Raw genomic sequence first — 15692 nt, forward strand, 5'->3', positions numbered from 1 at the left:
GCGGGCGGGGCGTCCCCGCCCGCCTCCGGTGCGGTCACTCGAGTGCGGCGCTGAGCTCGTCGACCCATTGGGCCGCCGCCTCGTCGGGGGACATCCGGCCGAAGAGGACTTCGGTCTCCATGCGCTGCGAGAGCTCGTTCATGACCGACCCGCCCGCCGGCTGCGGCGGTGCGACGACGCCTTCGTCGAAGATGCGACCGACGTAGTCGGCCGCGGTCTGGGCGGGTCCCTCCAGGAGGGGCGCGACGACGTCGAGGGTGTCGGGGTTGAAGGGGACGCCGCGGGTGTCGAGGATGAGTTCGGCGGCGCGGGGTTCGTGGAGGAACCAGTCGACGAGCATGGCCGCGGCCTGCGGGTGCTCGCTGGCGACGTTGATCGACCAGAACGCGGAGGGCAGGAGCGCGACGCCCGAGAGCTCGGTGTCGGTGGGCGGCAGCATCATCCGGACGTCGCCCGCGGCGCTGTAGGCGGACATGAGGTTGGTGTAGCCGAAGGTGATCGCGGCTTGTCCGATCGTGAAAGGCTGCTGGTCCGGGGGCAGGGCCCAGTTGGAGGTCACGACCGACGGGTCGGGCAGGCCGCCGTTGGCGACGAGCTGCGCCTCGAGTTCGTACCATCCGGCGATCTGGTCGGCGTCGACGCCGAGGGTCCCGTCCCAGTCGTACATGCCGACTTCGCTGACTTGGGCGGCGTAGGTGCCGAGGATGTCCTGGATGCGCAGGTCGATGCCGTAGATGGGGTTGCCGGCGGCGTTGGTGAGGCCGGCGCCGCCGATCTGGCCGGCGGCGTCGACGAGGTCGTTCCAGTTCCATCCCTCCTCGGGGAGGGGGACGCCGGCCTGTTCGAAGATGTCGGCGTTGATGAACGCGGCCGTGGCGTTCCCGCCGGTGGGCAGGCCGTAGAGCTTGTCGTCCACGATGGCGTTGGTGAGGGAGAAGTCGGGGTAGTCGGAGTAGTCGAGCACGTCCTCGACGGTCGAGAGGTCGAGCAGGGCGCCGAGGTCGGCGTACTCCTGGGGCTTGGCGCCGCCGAGCGCGAAGACGTCCGGTGCGGTGTCGCCGCCGCCGGCGAAGTCCGTGGCGAGGCGGTTGAAGAGGTCATCGGGCGCGCCGACGGGCGTCTCGACGACGGTGATGTTGGGGTGTTCCTCTTCGAACAGGTCGATGACCTCGGCGAAGAGCCTGGCGCGATCGTCGTCGCCCCACCAGGAGATCTCGAGTTCGATCGCCTCCTCGGGGTCGTATTCGCCCGCGCCGCCGCCCGAGCCGGAGCACCCGGCCAGGAGGAGTGCGGCCGCGGCGACGGATCCGATGGCTGCTCGCGAATGGTTGCTGCGCACCCTTGCGCCTCGATTCGTGGTCGTGGTGGTCGGGCCACCGTGTTGCCGGCTGATCCGGACGGGCGAGGGGCCGTCCGAGCGGTCGCGGGGAGGCTGGGCCGGGACAGCCGAAAGTTGCAACCGATTTCCGGGAAGCTATCACCGGCATTGAAGGTTGTCAACGCCCGATTTTTGCGAAGCGCTCCCATAACTCCAGGTGACCAGCTAGATCGACTTCTCGGAAGTTTCGGTGCTGCTCCGATTATTTTCGGTCTTCACCGATTGACGAACCGCACGGCGGCCGCCATAATCAACGGCATCGTGCAACCGGTTTCCCCTGATCCCCCCGGTCACGAGAGACGAGGAGGTCGCATGAGCAGTCTCGGCGAGCTGCGCAACCTGGCGGTGCGCAGACCCAAGGGCGGCCCCCGCGTCAAGGAGAGGCACCCCGACGACAAGGCGGCCTACCTCTTCCTGCTGCCGTGGCTCCTCGGCCTGGTCGGCCTCACGATCGGCCCCATGATCGCGTCGCTCTACCTGTCGTTCACGGAGTACAACCTGTTCCAGCCGCCCGTGTGGACCGGGCTGGACAACTTCGCCGCCATGTTCGGCGACGGCCGGTTCTGGAACTCCTTCCGCGTCACCGTCGTCTACGTGCTCGTCGGCGTGCCGATCCAGCTCGCCCTCGCCTTGGCACTGGCGATGCTGCTCGACAAGGGCATGCGGGGACTGTCGTTCTACCGCTCCCTGTTCTACCTGCCGAGCCTCATGGGCGGATCGGTCGCCATCGCGATTCTCTGGCGCCAGGTGTTCGGCAAGGAAGGCCTCGTCAACGGCGTGCTCGCCTGGTTCGGCGTCGACGGACCGGGGTGGATCGGCCACCCCGACTTCGCGCTCGGCACGCTCGTCATCCTGAACGTGTGGACCTTCGGCTCCCCCATGGTGATCTTCCTGGCCGGACTCCGCCAGATCCCCGAGGCGTTCTACGAGGCCGCCTCGATCGACGGCGCCGGGCGCGTCCGGAAGTTCCTCTCGATCACGCTGCCGCTGCTCACGCCGATCATCTTCTTCAACGTCGTCCTGCAGATCATCTTCTCGTTCCAGGCGTTCACGCAGGCCTACGTCGTCTCCGGCGGCACCGGCGGACCCGCCGACGCGACGATGTTCTACACGCTCCTGCTCTACAAGGAGGCCTTCACCGAGCTCGACATGGGCTACGCCTCGGCCATGGCGTGGTTCCTCGTGCTCGTGGTCGCCGCCTTCACCGCCGGCAACTTCTGGCTCTCGAAGTACTGGGTGTTCTATGACGACTGATACCGCAATCCCCGCCGAGTCGAGGGCGCCGCAGCGGCGACGCCGCGGCGGATCCGGAGGGCGGACCCTGCGATCGATCGGCAAGCACACCATGCTCGCCGCCTTCTCGGCGATCATGATCTATCCGCTGATCTGGCTGCTCGTGTCGAGCTTCAAACCCAACAGCGAGATCTTCCGCGACCTCAGCGTCTTCACGACCGACCTCACCGTCGAGAACTACGCCAACGGCTGGGACGACCTGCAGTTCCCCTTCGGCGTGTTCATCGTGAACTCCTCGCTCATCGCGTTCGGCGCGATCGTGGGCAACCTCTTCTCGTGCTCGCTGGCCGCCTATGCCTTCGCCCGTCTGCGGTTCCGCGGGCGCCGGCCGCTCTTCGCGATCATGCTCGGCTCGATCATGCTGCCGTTCCAGGTGCTCATGGTGCCGCAGTTCATCATCTTCAAGGAACTCGGCTGGCTCAACACCGTCCTGCCGCTCATCGCGCCGAAGTTCCTGGCGACCGAGGCGTTCTTCGTGTTCCTCATGGTGCAGTTCATCCGCAACCTGCCCAAGGAGCTCTTCGAGGCCGCCCGCATCGACGGGGCCGGGCACTTCCGCTCGTTCTTCCAGATCACCCTGCCGCTCATCGTGCCCGCGCTCGCGACGACCGCGATCTTCACCTTCATCTGGACGTGGGGCGACTTCTTCGGCCCGCTGGTCTACCTGCGCCTGCCCGAGACGTGGCCGGTCTCCTTGGCGCTCAAGGGCTTCCTCGACGCCCAGTCGAGCTCGGACTACGGATCGATGTTCGCCATGAGCGTCGTCTCGCTCCTGCCGATGTTCCTCGTGTTCCTCCTCGGCCAGCGCTTCCTCATCAAGGGGGTCGCGACCACGGGCATCAAGTAGGCGTCGGTCCGCTTGCAGCCCTGCAGGGGCTGGCGGGACCGGGCCTCAGCGCAGGAGCGCCTCGATGAGGGGCCGCACGTCCGCGCCTTCGGGGAAGTCGCTCACCTGACCGTCGCCCGCTTCGATGACGCGCCAGGCGCCGTCGGCGCGGCGGGCGAGATCGGTCGTGACGAAACGGGCCTCCAGCGCCGCGACCGCGTCGCCGACCCCGGTGACGTCCGGGTCGAGGAGCCGTCCCGGGGTGTCCGGGTGGGCGGTGGTCATGACCGGTACGCCGTCGAGCCACCAGACCCGGGCCTGGTCGGTGCGGCCGCCGGCGTCGGTGAAGTCCTCGAAGGCGCGCAGCACGATGCCGCCGTACAGGTCCTCGCCCTGCAGGTCGCGGAACGCCGACACGACCCGGCGCACCGCGGCCCGGTCGGCGAGGTCCGGGACGTGGCAGGCGATATCCCACTCGTGCTTGCGCGACTTCACGAAGTCCTTCACGATGGCGGCCTTCGCGTCCAGTGCGGCCGCGGCCGCGTCGAGCCAGGCGTCGAGTCCGGCGAGGTCCTCGGTCCACACGCTCGCCGGGGTGCAGTCGCGGAAGCACCCGTACCAGCCGGGGAGCTCGTGGGCGCGCCGGTAGGCGTCCGCGTCGGTCAGCAGGCGGCATCCTTTGGCCGCCAAGGAGGCCTCCAGGGCCGCATAGCGGTCGGCGGTGACCATCCAGCCGCGGTACCAGGCCGGGCCGAGGTCCGCGGGCACACGCCTGACGGCCTCGGCGAGATCGCCGCGGGCCAGGGCGTCGTGGTCGACGAGCGCCACCTCGGTCGCGGCCTCGGCCTCCCGGGCGAAGTGCGGGTCCGGTCTGCGGGAACGGGCCGGGGCGAGCGGGTCGGCGCACAGCAGCAGCGCGGTCATGGCGTCCTCTTTCAGTCGGTCGGGCTGCCGACAGGATGCACCGGGACGTCAATACGACGGACCGGTCAGGTGGCCGAGAGGAAGCCCGTCTCCAGCATGACCACGACCGCGAGGCCGAGGATGCAGCGGTACCAGACGAAGATGAACACGCTGTGCTTGGCGACCCACTTGAGCATCCAGTGCACCGCGGCCAGGCCGACGAAGAACGCGATCACCGTGGCCACGAGCATCTGCGCGCCGCTGGGCACCGAGCCCTCCGTCGCCGGGTCGAAGACGTCGCCGAGGCTCAGGATGCCCGCGCCGAACACCGCCGGGATCGCCAGGAGGAACGAGTACCGCGCCGCCACCGAGCGGTCGAGGCCGATGAACAGGCCCGCCGTGATCGTGCCGCCCGAGCGGGAGACGCCCGGGATGAGCGCGGCCGCCTGGGCGAACCCGAGGATGAGGCCGTCCTTCAACCGGAAGTCCTCCCACGTGCGGGTCTTGCGGCCGACGAGTTCGGCCAGCGCCAGGAGCAGGCCGAAGAAGACCAGGCTGAAGGCGACGAGCCAGAGGTTGCGGGCGCCGTCGCGGATGGCGTCCTTGAAGAGCAGGCCGAAGAACACGATCGGCAGGGTGCCGATGATGACGTACCAGCCGAGCCGGTAGTCGGTCTCGCCCCGCAGATCCTTGTCGAACAGGCCCTTCCACCAGGCCGTGAGGATGCGGACGATGTCCTTCCAAAAGTAGAGCAGGACCGCCGTCTCCGTCCCCAGCTGCGTGACCGCCGTGAAGGAGGCCCCGGCGTCCTCTTCGAAGAACAGCGCGGAGGTGAGGCGCAGGTGCGCCGAGGAGGAGATCGGCAGCATCTCGGTGAGGCCCTGGACGACGCCGAGCACGACGGCCTCCAGCCAGGTCATGTCGACCAACGGGAGGGGTCCTTCCGGGAGCGGCGGGAGGGCGTGTGCATGTGCGCTTCTTTCGTCACTTCGACGTGCGGGCGTCGCACGCGCCCTGCGGCGTCCGTCGCGACGGGGCCATCTTGCCAGACCCGCGGCGGTGAGCGGCCGGCCCACGCTTCGGTGGTGAGCGGCGACAAGCCCGCGTCGAGGAGGAGACGCGGGCCGGTCCTTCACGGGCGCCGGGCGTGCCCGCTCGGCCCGGGCAGGGGCGAGGGCCGGAGGGGATGCGCAGCCCTCCGGCCCTCGGTTCGCATTCAGGTCAGGTGCGGAACCACTTCTGCGCGGCGTTGCCGCTGCAGGTGACGATCTGGAGGTCGCTGCCGTCGGTCGAGTCGGCCCATGGGACGTCGAGGCACTTGTTCGCCTGCGGGTTCACGAGGTCGTTCGCCGAGGAGAAGACCCATTGCTGGGCCGCGGTGCCGTTGCAGGTCCACAGTTGCACCCGTGTCCCGTCGGCGGTGCCGCCGCCCGCGACGTCCAGGCACTTGCCGAGGGCGCGGAGCGTCCCGTCGCCGGACGCGGTCCACCGCTGGGCGGCGGTGCCGTTGCAGGTGTAGAGCTGGACGGGCGTGCCGTCGGCGGTGCCGCCGCCCGCCACGTCCAGGCACTTGCCGGCCAGGCCGGTGATCGCGCCGCCCGAGCTCGTCGCTCCGGAGTAGACGCGCACGTAGTCGATCTTCATCTGCTGCGGGAACTGGGTGGACCCGTCGGGGTAGCCGGGCCAGTTGCCGCCGACGGCGACGTTCATGATCATGAAGAACGGGTGGTCGAAGACCCACTCGTTGCCGCCGATGTCGGCGGGGGTCTTCGTCTGGTAGGTCACGCCGTCCACCGACCAGGTGACGGCGTTCGGGGTCCAGTCGACGGCGAAGGTGTGGAAGCCGTTCGCGAAGGGCTCCCCGATGGTGTGGGAGCCGCCGACGCCCGCGCCGCCGGAGTAGCCGGGGCCGTGGAGGGTGCCGTGGACGGTGTTCGGCTCGTGGCCGACGTTCTCCATGATGTCGATCTCGCCGCTCTGCGGCCAGCCGACCTGGCCGATGTCGTCGCCGAGCATCCAGAACGCGGGCCAGATGCCCTGGCCGCGCGGGATCTGGATGCGGGCCTCGAAGCGGCCGTAGGCCTGGGTGAACGTGCCCGAGGTGAGCAGCCGCGCCGAGGTGTACTCGCAAGTGCCGTACCAGCACTGGTAGTTGGACGGGTTCTCGCGGCGGGCGGTGATGACCATGTTGCCCGCGCCGTCGTGGGCGGCGTTGCGCGTGCTGTTCGTGTAGTACTGGTGCTCGTTGTTGCCCCAGCCGCCGCCGCCGATGTCGTAGCGCCACTTCGAGGAGTCGGGCGCGGTCCCGGCGGCGGCGTTGAACTCGTCGCTCCAGGTCAGGGCCATGGCCTGCAGGTCCTGGGACTCGACGTCCTGGGCCTCGGCCGGGCGGTCGAGGTTGGCGGTGACCGTGGCGGCGGCCGCGACGGCGGCGACGGCCAGGGCGAGGAGGCGGAGGGTCCGGCCGCGGCGCGGCCGGGTCGTCTCGGGGTCTCGGGGTGGTCTCACAAAAGGCGTCCTCTCATGCCGCGGGAGAGGGAGCGCTGCGGCCCGATGGAGATGGGACATCGAGAGAGCGCTCTCTCTAAATATTCCTATCTTTTTTACCATCGGCATAGATCATTGTCAATAGGTCGAATCGGGGCGAAGGGCCGCGGTCGCCGGCGGCCCTTCGCCGGCTCAACCCTTGACGGCGCCGCCGAGGCTCGCGCCGTTGAGGAACAGGCGCTGGAAGACCAGGAACAGCGCGATCGGGATCAGCGACGAGATCGCCAGCGCCGCGAGGAACACGTCCAGCTCCACGAACCGCTGGAGGACCGGCAGCCGCACCGAGAGCGGCTGGAGGTCCGGGTCGGGGAGCACCAGCATCGGCCACAGGAAGTCCTTCCAGGAGGCGATGACGGCGAAGACCGAGACCACGCCGATGATCGGCCGCGACATCGGCAGCACGATCGACCAGAACAGGCGGTAGGGCCCGGCCCCGTCCACGCGGGCCGCCTCGAAGACCTCCCTCGGCAGGTTCGCGAAGAACCGCTGCATGAGCAGCACGTTGAACGCGTTGGCGCCCGCCGGGAGCCACACCGCCCAGAACGTGTTCAGCATGGACGCGCCGACCAGCGGCGGGTCGAGGATCGTCAGGTAGAGCGGGACGAGCAGGACCACGCCGGGGACGAACAGCGTCGCCAGGACCGCGCCCGAGATGACCTTGCCGATGCGGGGGCGCAGGACGGCGAGCGCGTAGCCGCCGGTGGCGGCGACGAGGAGCTGCACGGCCCAGGAGCCGGCGGCGAGGGCGATGGTGTTGAAGAAGTACTTGTCGATCTCGACGCGGGTCCACGCCTCCGCCAGGTTGGCGAAGTCGAAGCCGTTCGGCCAGAGGGCCATGGGTCGGCGCAGCGTGTCCTGCGTGGGCGTGACGGCGGCTTTGGCGAGCCACAGCATCGGGCCGAGGCCCGCGACGGCCAGCCCGGCCAGGAGCGCGCCGTGGGCGATCCGCGCGCTCCACTTGACGCTGGGGCGCTTCCAGTCGGTGGGGGCCAGCAGTCCTCGGTCGCTTCTGGCGCTCATGCGTTGCTCCAGGATCGGGTGAGGCGGAAGTACAGCACGGAGAAGGCCGTGAGCACCACGGCGAGCATGAGGCTCAGGGCGGCCGCGGCGCCGTAGTCGCCGCCGAGCGAGTTGGTGAACGCGTACCGGTAGATGAGCAGCAGCAGCGTCAAGGTCCGGTTCGCGGGTCCGCCGTCGGTGAACAGGAACGGCTCGAGGAAGACCTGGACGGTGCCGATGATCTGGAGGATGAAGGTGACCAGCAGGATCCCGCGCAGCTGCGGGAGCGTGATGTGCCAGACCTTGCGCCACACGCCCCCGCCGTCGATCTCGGCGGCCTCGTAGAGGCTGGGGTCGACGCCGGTGAGGGCGGCGAGGTAGATGATCACGGTTCCCCCGGCGGCGGCCCAGGTCGCTTCGAGGACCAGTGCGGGCATGACGATGTCGGATTCCTGGAGCCAGGCGAACGGGCCCAGGCCGACCCAGCCGAGGATCGTGTTGAACACGCCGTCCTCCCCCGCGTCGTAGAACAGCTTCCACAGCAGGACGGCGACGACCGGGGGCACCACCACGGGCAGGTAGGCCAGGGCGCTGAAGAGGCCGCGCATCTTGCGGACCTCGCTCATGAGCACGGCGGCCACGAGCGGGATCGGGTAGCCGAAGACCAGGGCCAGGGCGGCGAAGTAGGCGGTGTTCTGGACGGCGGTCCACAGGAGCGGGTCGGCGAAGACCTGCTGGAAGTTCGCGACGCCGACGAAGACGGGGTCGGCGACGAGGTTGGTGCGCTGGAAGCTCATCACCACGGCGCGGCCGATGGGCAGCCACGAGAACACGCCGAAGACGACGAGCATGGGCGCCAGGAACACCAGTGTCGGGAGTCCGCCCCGGGCGCGGGAGAGGAGGCCGCCCGGGCGGCCGGGCCGGGCCGCGGTGCGCGGCCTGGCCCGGTCGCCGGCGACACCGGCGGGACGGGTGTCTACAGAGGTCATGTCGATCTCCCGCTATACGGCGGCGTCGATCGCGGCCTGGGCTTCGGCCTGCGCCGTGTCGAGGAGGGCGTCGATGTCGGCGTCCTCCTCGGTGAGCACGGTCTGGACGACGGTGTCGAGGATGCCGTAGACCTCCTGGGTGGCGACGGCGGGCTCGTTGAGCAGCGGCTGGTCGAAGACGTGGTCGGTGTAGTGCGACATCTGGTCGACGGGCACGTTGACGTACTCGGCGATCCAGGTCTGGGCCTCGTCGTAGGCGGCCTTGTCGAACACCGGGAGCTCCGGGGCGCCGACGGGCTGGCCGGACTCGGCCTTGACCTCGGCGTCGGCGACCGCGGCCTCTTGGACGGTGAGCTTCTCCATGTAGTAGAAGTCGATCCATTTGACGGCGGCGGCCTGCTCGTCGGGTTCGGCGTTCGGACTCACCGCGGCGAGGGTGCCGCCGCCGAGGACGCCCGCGTTCGGATCGTCGGCCAGCGGCAGGATCGTGAGGCCGTAGTCGTCCGGGTCGAGGGCGTTCTGGGTGAACAGGTTGCCGTAGTTGCCGCCACCGGAGACGTACATGCCGATGCGGCCGGAGGCGAAGTCCTGGTTGATGGTGCCCCAGTCGTAGAGGAAGTTGTCGCCCATGGACTCGTCCTCCCAGCGCATGGCGCGGAGGTCGCCCAGGGCCTGGCGCATCGCGGGCGTGTCGATGGTGGCGTTGCCGTCGCCGTCGTCGGTGCGCCCGCCGAGGGCGTTGACGACGGTGGTGAGGATCCAGCCGCCGGTGTTGTCGTTGGTCATCACCGCGTAGCCGGCCTCGCCGGTCTCCTCGGCGATGGCGTCGGCCGCGGCCCGGACCTCCTCCCAGGTGGCCGGCGGGGCGTCGGGGTCGAGCCCGGCGGCCTCGAAGAGGCTGCGGTTGTAGTGCAGCCCTTGGCCGTAGGCGGAGATCGGGATGGCCCACAGGTCGCCCTCGGCGTCCTCGCCCGCGGCGGCGACGTTCGGGTTGTAGTCGTCGCGGTAGGGCAGGTCGGCGGTGAGGTCGCCGATGTCGGCGATCTGGCCGCGCTCGATGAGGCCGCGGCCGTCGGTGAAGGGGACGACGAAGACGTCGGGGAGGGTGCCGCCCGCGAGCTGGGCGGTGAAGGTCCCGGCGGTCCAGGTGTACTCCTGGGTCTCGACGTCGATGTCGGGGTTGGCGTCTTCGAACTGCTCGACGCGCTTGTCGAACGCGTCGATGGCGGCCTGCTCGAGCCCGGCGTCGATGGTGACGGTGAGGTGCGTGCGCCCGTCGTCGGGTTCGTCGTCCGAGCAGGCCGCGAGGCCCGCGACGGCGAGGGCGGCCGCGGCGACGGAGGCCGCTGCGCGAGAGGTGGTCATGGTTGCTCCTTGGTTGCTGTGTCGGATCGGAGAGGGGTCGGCGGTCACGTCCGCAGCCACACGGCGGTGTCCTTCGGGAGTCGGGCGTCGCCGGCGGCGGTGTCGAGCGGGCCGCTGGCGAGCAGCACCGCGGTGTGCGCGGGCAGGACCGCCGGTGCGTCGGCGAAGTTGACGACGCAGGTGACGTCCTCGCCCCGCCGGAAGGCGAGGACGCCGGGAGTGGTCTCGGTCCAGGCGAAGGCGTCGCCGCGAAGCGCCGGTTCGGCGCGGCGCAGGCGGATCGCCCGGCGGTAGAGGGTGAGGAAGGAGTCCGGGTCGGCCTCCTGGGAGGCGGCGGCGCGGCCGCCCCAGTCCCGGGGCTGGGGCAGCCACGTGGCGGTGTCGGCGCCGCCGCTGAACCCGAAGGTCGGTCCGGTCGCGGTCCAGGGCAGGGGGACGCGGCAGCCGTCGCGGCCGGGGTCGACGCCGCCGGAGCGGAAGTGCATCGGGTCCTCGCGGGCCTCGGCGGGGAGGTCCTCCACTTCGGGCAGGCCGAGTTCGTCGCCCTGGTAGATGTAGAGGACGCCGGGGAGCGCGGCGGTGAGCAGGGCGGCGGCGCGGGCGCGGCGGGCGCCGAGGGCGAGGTCGGTGGGGGTGCCGAAGCGCTTGTCGGCGAAGGCGAACGAGGAGTCCTCGCGGCCGTAGCGGGTGACGGGCCGGGTGACGTCGTGGTTGGACAGGACCCAGGTCGGCGGGGCGGCCACCGTGGCGTGGGCCGCGAAGGTGGACCGGATCGACTCGGCCAGCCGCTCGGCGTCCCAGGGGCGGGACATGAAGTCGAAGTTGAAGGCCATGTGCATCTCGTCGTCGCGCAGGTAGCGGACGAAGCGGTCGGTGTCCTCCAGCCAGACCTCGCCGATGAGCAGCCGCGGCTCCTCGTAGGAGTCGGCGAGTTTGCGCCAGCGCCGGTAGATCTCGTGGACCTCGTCGCGGTCGAAGTGCGGGTGGCGGCCGGGGGCGTGCTCCTCCCCCACTTCGGGGAGGGCCGCGTCCTTGGCGAGCATGGAGGCGGAGTCGATGCGGACGCCGGCGACGCCGCGGTCGTACCAGAAGCGGAGCACCGCCTCGTGCTCGGCGGCGACGTCGGGGTGGTTCCAGTTGAGGTCGGGCTGCTCGGGGGCGAACATGTGGAGGTACCACTGGCCCGGCCGCCCGTCGGGACCGGTGGTGCGGGTCCAGGTGCCGCCGCCGAAGCTGGAGGTCCAGTTCGTGGGGGTCTCGTCGCCGCCGGGGCCCTTGCCGTCGTGGAACCAGAAGCGGTCGCGGGCGGGGTGGCCGGGCGGGGCGGCGAGGGCCTCGCGGAACCAGGCGTGCTCTGAGGACACGTGGTTGGGGACGATGTCCACGATGGTGCGGATGCCCAGGTCGAGGGCCTCGGCGATGAGCGCCTCGGCGTCCTCCAGGGTCCCGAAGGCGGGGTCGATCTCGCGGTAGTCGGCCACGTCGTAGCCGCCGTCGGCCTGGGGCGAGCGGTACCAGGGGGTGAACCAGAGGGCGTCGACGCCGAGTTCGGCGAGGTAGGGCAGGCGCTGCCGGACTCCCGCGAGGTCGCCGGTGCCGTCGCCGTCGGCGTCGGCGAAGCTGCGCGGGTAGACCTGGTAGATCACCGCGTTCCGCCACCAGCTCGTGTCGCCGTGTGCAGCGGCGCCGTCGGTTCGCTGTGCCGAGTGCAATGTCGCTCCGTTCCTCGTGATCGTCGCCTAGCGCTGCACGGATATGGGCTGGGACGGGATGAAACACCAGCACATGATAGGTTTAGCGCTATACCTAGGTCGGAAGCTTAAACCTTGGATGTCACACTTGTCAACGGCGGATTCCCGCCATCCGCCTCGACAGCGTTTGCCGTCGGGCGGACGCGCCCGGAAAGGGGTCCTGTTGGCCGTCACGTTGAAGGACATCGCCGCCGAGGCCGGCGTCAGCCTCATGACCGTGTCCAATGTCGTCAACGGCAAGAAGGCCCGGGTCTCCGAGGCCACCCGCGAGCGCATCCTGCGGATCGTCAAGGACCGCGGCTACGTGCCCAGCGCCTCCGCCCGGAGCCTCGCGGCGCGGTCCTCGCGGCTGGTCGGCCTGCTCGTGCCCGCCCGGGACGAGGCGAGCCTGACGATCGACCCGCACACCGTCGAGGTCGTCGGCATGCTCGAGCGCGAACTTCGCCGGCTCGACTACCACCTCATGCTCCGCGGCATCGCCCACCGGGCCGAGATCACCGAGGCGCTCAAGTCCTGGAACCTCGACGGCGCCGTCCTGCTGGGATTCCAGGACGCCGAGATCGACCGGCTCAAGGCCGACACCATCGGCGACGTGGCCCTGGTGGCGATGGACTCCTACTCGGCGAACCCGCTGGCGCTGGAAGTCAGGTCCGACGACTTCGGCGGGGCCGAACTGGCCGTGGCGCACCTCGTCGCGCTGGGGCACACCAGGATCGCGTTCGCGGGGCCGGGCTTCGCGGCCACCGGCGTCGTGCGGCAGCGCTTCGAGGGGTACCGGACCGTGCTGGCGGCCAACGGGATCGCGTTCGACGAGTCACTCGTGTCGACGGTGGAGACCACGCACGCGGACGGCCTGGCGTACGGACGGCGCCTGGCCCGCGAACGGCCCGACGTGACGGCGGTGTTCACCACGGCCGACATCCTCGCGATCGGGCTCATCGAGGGCCTGGCGGTGGAGGGCCGGTCGGTGCCGGGCGACGTGTCGGTGGTCGGCTACGACGACTCGGACCTGGCCGTCTACGTGACGCCGAAGCTGACCACCGTGGCCCAGGACCTGTCGGCGAAGGCCGCCGAAGCGGTGCGGCTCATGATGGACCGCCTCGCCGGCAACGACCGTCCGGAGCAGGCGACCACGCTGGAGGTGCGCCTGATCGAACGCGGAACGGCCGCTCCCCCGGCCCGCCGCTGAGCGGAGCGCCGGGGCGGCAGGCGGGCAGGGGCGGCGGCGCCCGCTTGCGAGGTCGCGAACGCGGGCGGGCGCCGAGCCCGCCCGCCGAAGTCGCCGGAGTACCTGCCGCTACTTGGGTTCGGGGGCGACTTCGATGCCGAAGTTCCACTGGTCGCCGTCGAAGCCGGTGATGGCGACGGTCGTGTCGTACTGCGTGCCCGTGTTCGGATCGGTCGGGACGCAGTCGACCTCCCTGCCCTCTTCGATGGTCGCCTCGTCGTCGCCGCAGTCGATGTCGGGGCGCTGGCCGGCCTCCTCCTCGCCGATGGCGGTGGCTTCGGAGTCGCACGCCGCGAGCGTGAGGGCGGCGAGCGTCAAGGGCAGGGCGACAAGTGGAATGGAGCGCAATTGCGTCCCTGCGGTTCGGAGCGGTCGCGGCCGGGCATGGCCTCGGCAGGGGTTGCCGGGCTCCGGTCTCGGAGGACCGTCGCACGGGTCCTGCACGGCCGACTCGTGCACCGTCGAACGGACCGCCGGACCGGCGATCGGCGGTCCGTTCGGCGTCAGGTCTGAGGCCAGACCGGCTCGTCGCCGCGCCAGGCCACGCCCTCATTGCGGCACAGGCAGAAGGGATGCCCGATCGGGTCGGTGTACACCCGCCAGCCGTAGCCCTCGGCGTCGATGAAGTCCTGCTGCAGCGTCGCGCCCAGCGCGACGATGCGGCGCTCCTCGGGCTCGATCTCGTCCACCTCGAAGTCGAGGTGGTACTGCTTGGGGTGTTCGCTGCTCGGCCAGCGCGGGGGACGGTAGTCCTCGACCCGTTGGAATGCCAGCTCGATCTCGCCGAAGCGGATGCCGGCCCAGCGATCGTGGCTGTCGGGCTTGAGCGCTCGACCCGTCACCTCGGCGTAGAACGCCGCCAGCTCCATCGGGTCCGGGCAGTCGATGATGACGTCGGTGAGTTTGAGCATCAGCCGATCTTGCCACACGGCAAGTGGTGCGCGACACCGCTTCGCGCGGCGCCCGATCGTCCGGGCGGGAGGCGGAGGCCCCCTGCCCGGACGCCTCGTCAGGACCAGTCGAGGGACGCGCCGCCCGAGGCGATGACGTCCCGGTACCAGTGGGCGCTGCGCTTGAGGGTCCGCTCCTGCGTGTCGTAGTCGACCCGCACGAGGCCGAAGCGCTTGGAGTAGCCCTCGCCCCATTCGAAGTTGTCGAGCAGGGACCACACGAAGTAGCCGCGCAGGTCCACGCCCTTCTCGATGGCGCGGCCCGCCGCCCGCATGTAGCCGTCGAGGTAGTCGACGCGGTCGGCGTCGTCGACCGAGCCGTCCGGGCCGACGGTGTCGTCGAAGGACGCGCCGCTCTCGGTGATGTACACCGGCAGGTCGGTGTAGTCGGCCGAGAGGCGCTCCAGGACGCGGCGCAGGCTGTCGGGGTTGATCTCCCAGCCGAAGCCGGTCACCGGTTGCTGCGGCGGCAGGCTCCGGTTGCCCAGGTGCGTGTCGGACGGGTCGGCCTCGACGACGAAGCGGTGGTAGTGGTTGACGCCCACGAAGTCCAGGGGCGCGGCGACGGTCTCCATGTCGCCCGGCAGGACCGCCTCGAACGCGCCGGTGGGCGCGAAGTGGCGGAGCATGTCCTCCGGGTAGGACCCGCGGAAGAGCGGGTCGAGGAAGAGGCGGTTGCCGCCGCCGTCGGACAGGCGCGCGGCCTCGCGGTCGGCGGGCTTGTCGGTAGCGGCCTCGATGTCGGTCATGATGATCGCCGAGCCGACGCGGGCGCCGGGCGCGGCCTTGCGGATCTCGCCCACGGCCAGGCCGTGGGCGAGGTTGAGGTGGTGGGCCGCGCGCAGGGCGGCGACGCGGTCCCGGCGGCCGGGGGCGTGGACGCCCGCGTGGTAGCCGAGGAAGGCCGCGCACCAGGCCTCGTTGATCGGGATCCACTCGTCCACGAGGTCGCCCAGGGCCGCGGCGGTGCGGGCCGCGTAGTCGGCGAAGCGTTCGGCGGTCGCCCGCTCGGGCCAGCCGCCCTCGTCCTCCAGGACCTGCGGGAGGTCCCAGTGGTAGAGGGTGACGGCCGAGCGGATGCCCTTGTCGCGCAGGTCGGCCAGCTGCTCGCGGTAGAACGCGACGGCCACCGGGTTGAGGTCCCCGCGCCCCTGGGGCTGGAGGCGCGCCCAGGAGACCGACATGCGGTAGGCCTTGAGGCCGAGGTCGGCGGCGATCGCGAAGTCCTCGCGCCAGCGGTGGTAGTGGTCGCAGGCGACCTCGCCGGTGTCGCCGTCCTTGACCTTCCCCGGGGTGGCCGAGAAGGTGTCCCAGATGGACGGCCCGCGGCCGCCCTCGGCGGCGGCGCCCTCGATCTGGTAGGCCGCGGTCGATGCGCCCCAGAGGAAGCCCTCCGGGAACGGGCTGGTCGTGGTCATGTCGTCTCCTTGCTGGTGTCGTGCGGGTGGTGTGCCCGGCCGTCG

General features: G+C 70.6%; 14 protein-coding genes. 3 read left to right on the forward strand and 11 right to left on the reverse strand.

The window, feature by feature from the left end; translation table 11 throughout:
* Window positions 1-34: 34 nt before the first annotated feature.
* Complete coding sequence (locus K3N28_RS09455; RefSeq protein WP_228092247.1) at window positions 35-1339, reverse strand: ABC transporter substrate-binding protein; 1305 nt, start codon at window positions 1337-1339, stop codon at window positions 35-37.
* Between the two features lie 351 nt (window positions 1340-1690).
* Between K3N28_RS09455 and K3N28_RS09460 the strand changes: the two genes are divergently transcribed.
* Together K3N28_RS09460 and K3N28_RS09465 are read left to right on the forward strand one after the other, a co-directional pair.
* Window positions 1691-2632 (forward strand): carbohydrate ABC transporter permease, encoded by a 942-nt coding sequence (locus K3N28_RS09460; protein WP_228092248.1) that lies wholly within the window; start codon window positions 1691-1693, stop codon window positions 2630-2632.
* Window positions 2622-3518, forward strand: a complete 897-nt coding sequence (locus K3N28_RS09465) for a carbohydrate ABC transporter permease (RefSeq protein ID WP_228092249.1) — start codon at window positions 2622-2624, stop codon at window positions 3516-3518. The genes K3N28_RS09460 and K3N28_RS09465 overlap by 11 nt, the downstream gene beginning before the upstream one ends.
* 45 nt (window positions 3519-3563) lie before the next feature.
* Here the strand turns inward: K3N28_RS09465 and K3N28_RS09470 are convergent, their stop codons facing one another.
* The 7 genes from K3N28_RS09470 to K3N28_RS09500 form a co-directional block, all read right to left on the reverse strand.
* A complete protein-coding gene (locus tag K3N28_RS09470) occupies window positions 3564-4421 on the reverse strand; it encodes an ATP-grasp domain-containing protein (protein WP_228092250.1) in 858 nt (285 codons plus the stop codon).
* 65 nt (window positions 4422-4486) lie between these two features.
* Window positions 4487-5320 carry an undecaprenyl-diphosphate phosphatase gene (locus tag K3N28_RS09475; RefSeq protein ID WP_228092450.1) on the reverse strand — a complete coding sequence of 278 codons (834 nt, stop codon included), beginning with the start codon at window positions 5318-5320 and terminating at the stop codon, window positions 4487-4489.
* A gap of 301 nt (window positions 5321-5621) precedes the next feature.
* Entirely contained in the window at window positions 5622-6908 is a 1287-nt protein-coding gene (locus tag K3N28_RS09480) for a glycoside hydrolase family 16 protein (RefSeq protein WP_228092251.1), read from the reverse strand.
* A gap of 171 nt (window positions 6909-7079) precedes the next feature.
* Window positions 7080-7967, reverse strand: coding sequence for a carbohydrate ABC transporter permease (locus tag K3N28_RS09485; RefSeq protein WP_228092252.1), 888 nt, complete (start codon window positions 7965-7967; stop codon window positions 7080-7082).
* Window positions 7964-8935, reverse strand: a complete 972-nt coding sequence (locus K3N28_RS09490) for a carbohydrate ABC transporter permease (protein WP_228092253.1) — start codon at window positions 8933-8935, stop codon at window positions 7964-7966. Before K3N28_RS09490 ends, K3N28_RS09485 begins: the two co-directional genes overlap by 4 nt.
* 12 nt (window positions 8936-8947) lie before the next feature.
* Window positions 8948-10300, reverse strand: coding sequence for an ABC transporter substrate-binding protein (locus K3N28_RS09495; protein ID WP_228092254.1), 1353 nt, complete (start codon window positions 10298-10300; stop codon window positions 8948-8950).
* Between the two features lie 44 nt (window positions 10301-10344).
* Window positions 10345-12012 carry a glycoside hydrolase family 13 protein gene (locus tag K3N28_RS09500; RefSeq protein WP_228092255.1) on the reverse strand — a complete coding sequence of 556 codons (1668 nt, stop codon included), beginning with the start codon at window positions 12010-12012 and terminating at the stop codon, window positions 10345-10347.
* A 202-nt stretch (window positions 12013-12214) separates the two neighbouring features.
* Between K3N28_RS09500 and K3N28_RS09505 the strand changes: the two genes are divergently transcribed.
* Complete coding sequence (locus K3N28_RS09505) at window positions 12215-13240, forward strand: LacI family DNA-binding transcriptional regulator (protein ID WP_228092256.1); 1026 nt, start codon at window positions 12215-12217, stop codon at window positions 13238-13240.
* A gap of 108 nt (window positions 13241-13348) precedes the next feature.
* On the opposite strand, the gene K3N28_RS09510 is transcribed toward K3N28_RS09505, so the two are convergent.
* The 3 genes from K3N28_RS09510 to K3N28_RS09520 all read right to left on the reverse strand — a co-directional run bounded on the left by K3N28_RS09510 (window position 13349) and on the right by K3N28_RS09520 (window position 15647).
* Window positions 13349-13627 (reverse strand): hypothetical protein, encoded by a 279-nt coding sequence (locus tag K3N28_RS09510; RefSeq protein WP_228092257.1) that lies wholly within the window; start codon window positions 13625-13627, stop codon window positions 13349-13351.
* Window positions 13628-13782: 155 nt separating this feature from the next.
* Window positions 13783-14190 (reverse strand): VOC family protein, encoded by a 408-nt coding sequence (locus K3N28_RS09515; RefSeq protein WP_228092258.1) that lies wholly within the window; start codon window positions 14188-14190, stop codon window positions 13783-13785.
* A 98-nt stretch (window positions 14191-14288) separates the two neighbouring features.
* Window positions 14289-15647, reverse strand: coding sequence for a GH1 family beta-glucosidase (locus K3N28_RS09520; RefSeq protein WP_228092259.1), 1359 nt, complete (start codon window positions 15645-15647; stop codon window positions 14289-14291).
* Window positions 15648-15692: the final 45 nt, after the last annotated feature.

This window comes from Glycomyces sp. TRM65418 (assembly GCF_019710475.1).
In the GTDB taxonomy this organism is placed as follows: Bacteria; Actinomycetota; Actinomycetes; order Mycobacteriales; family Micromonosporaceae; genus Glycomyces.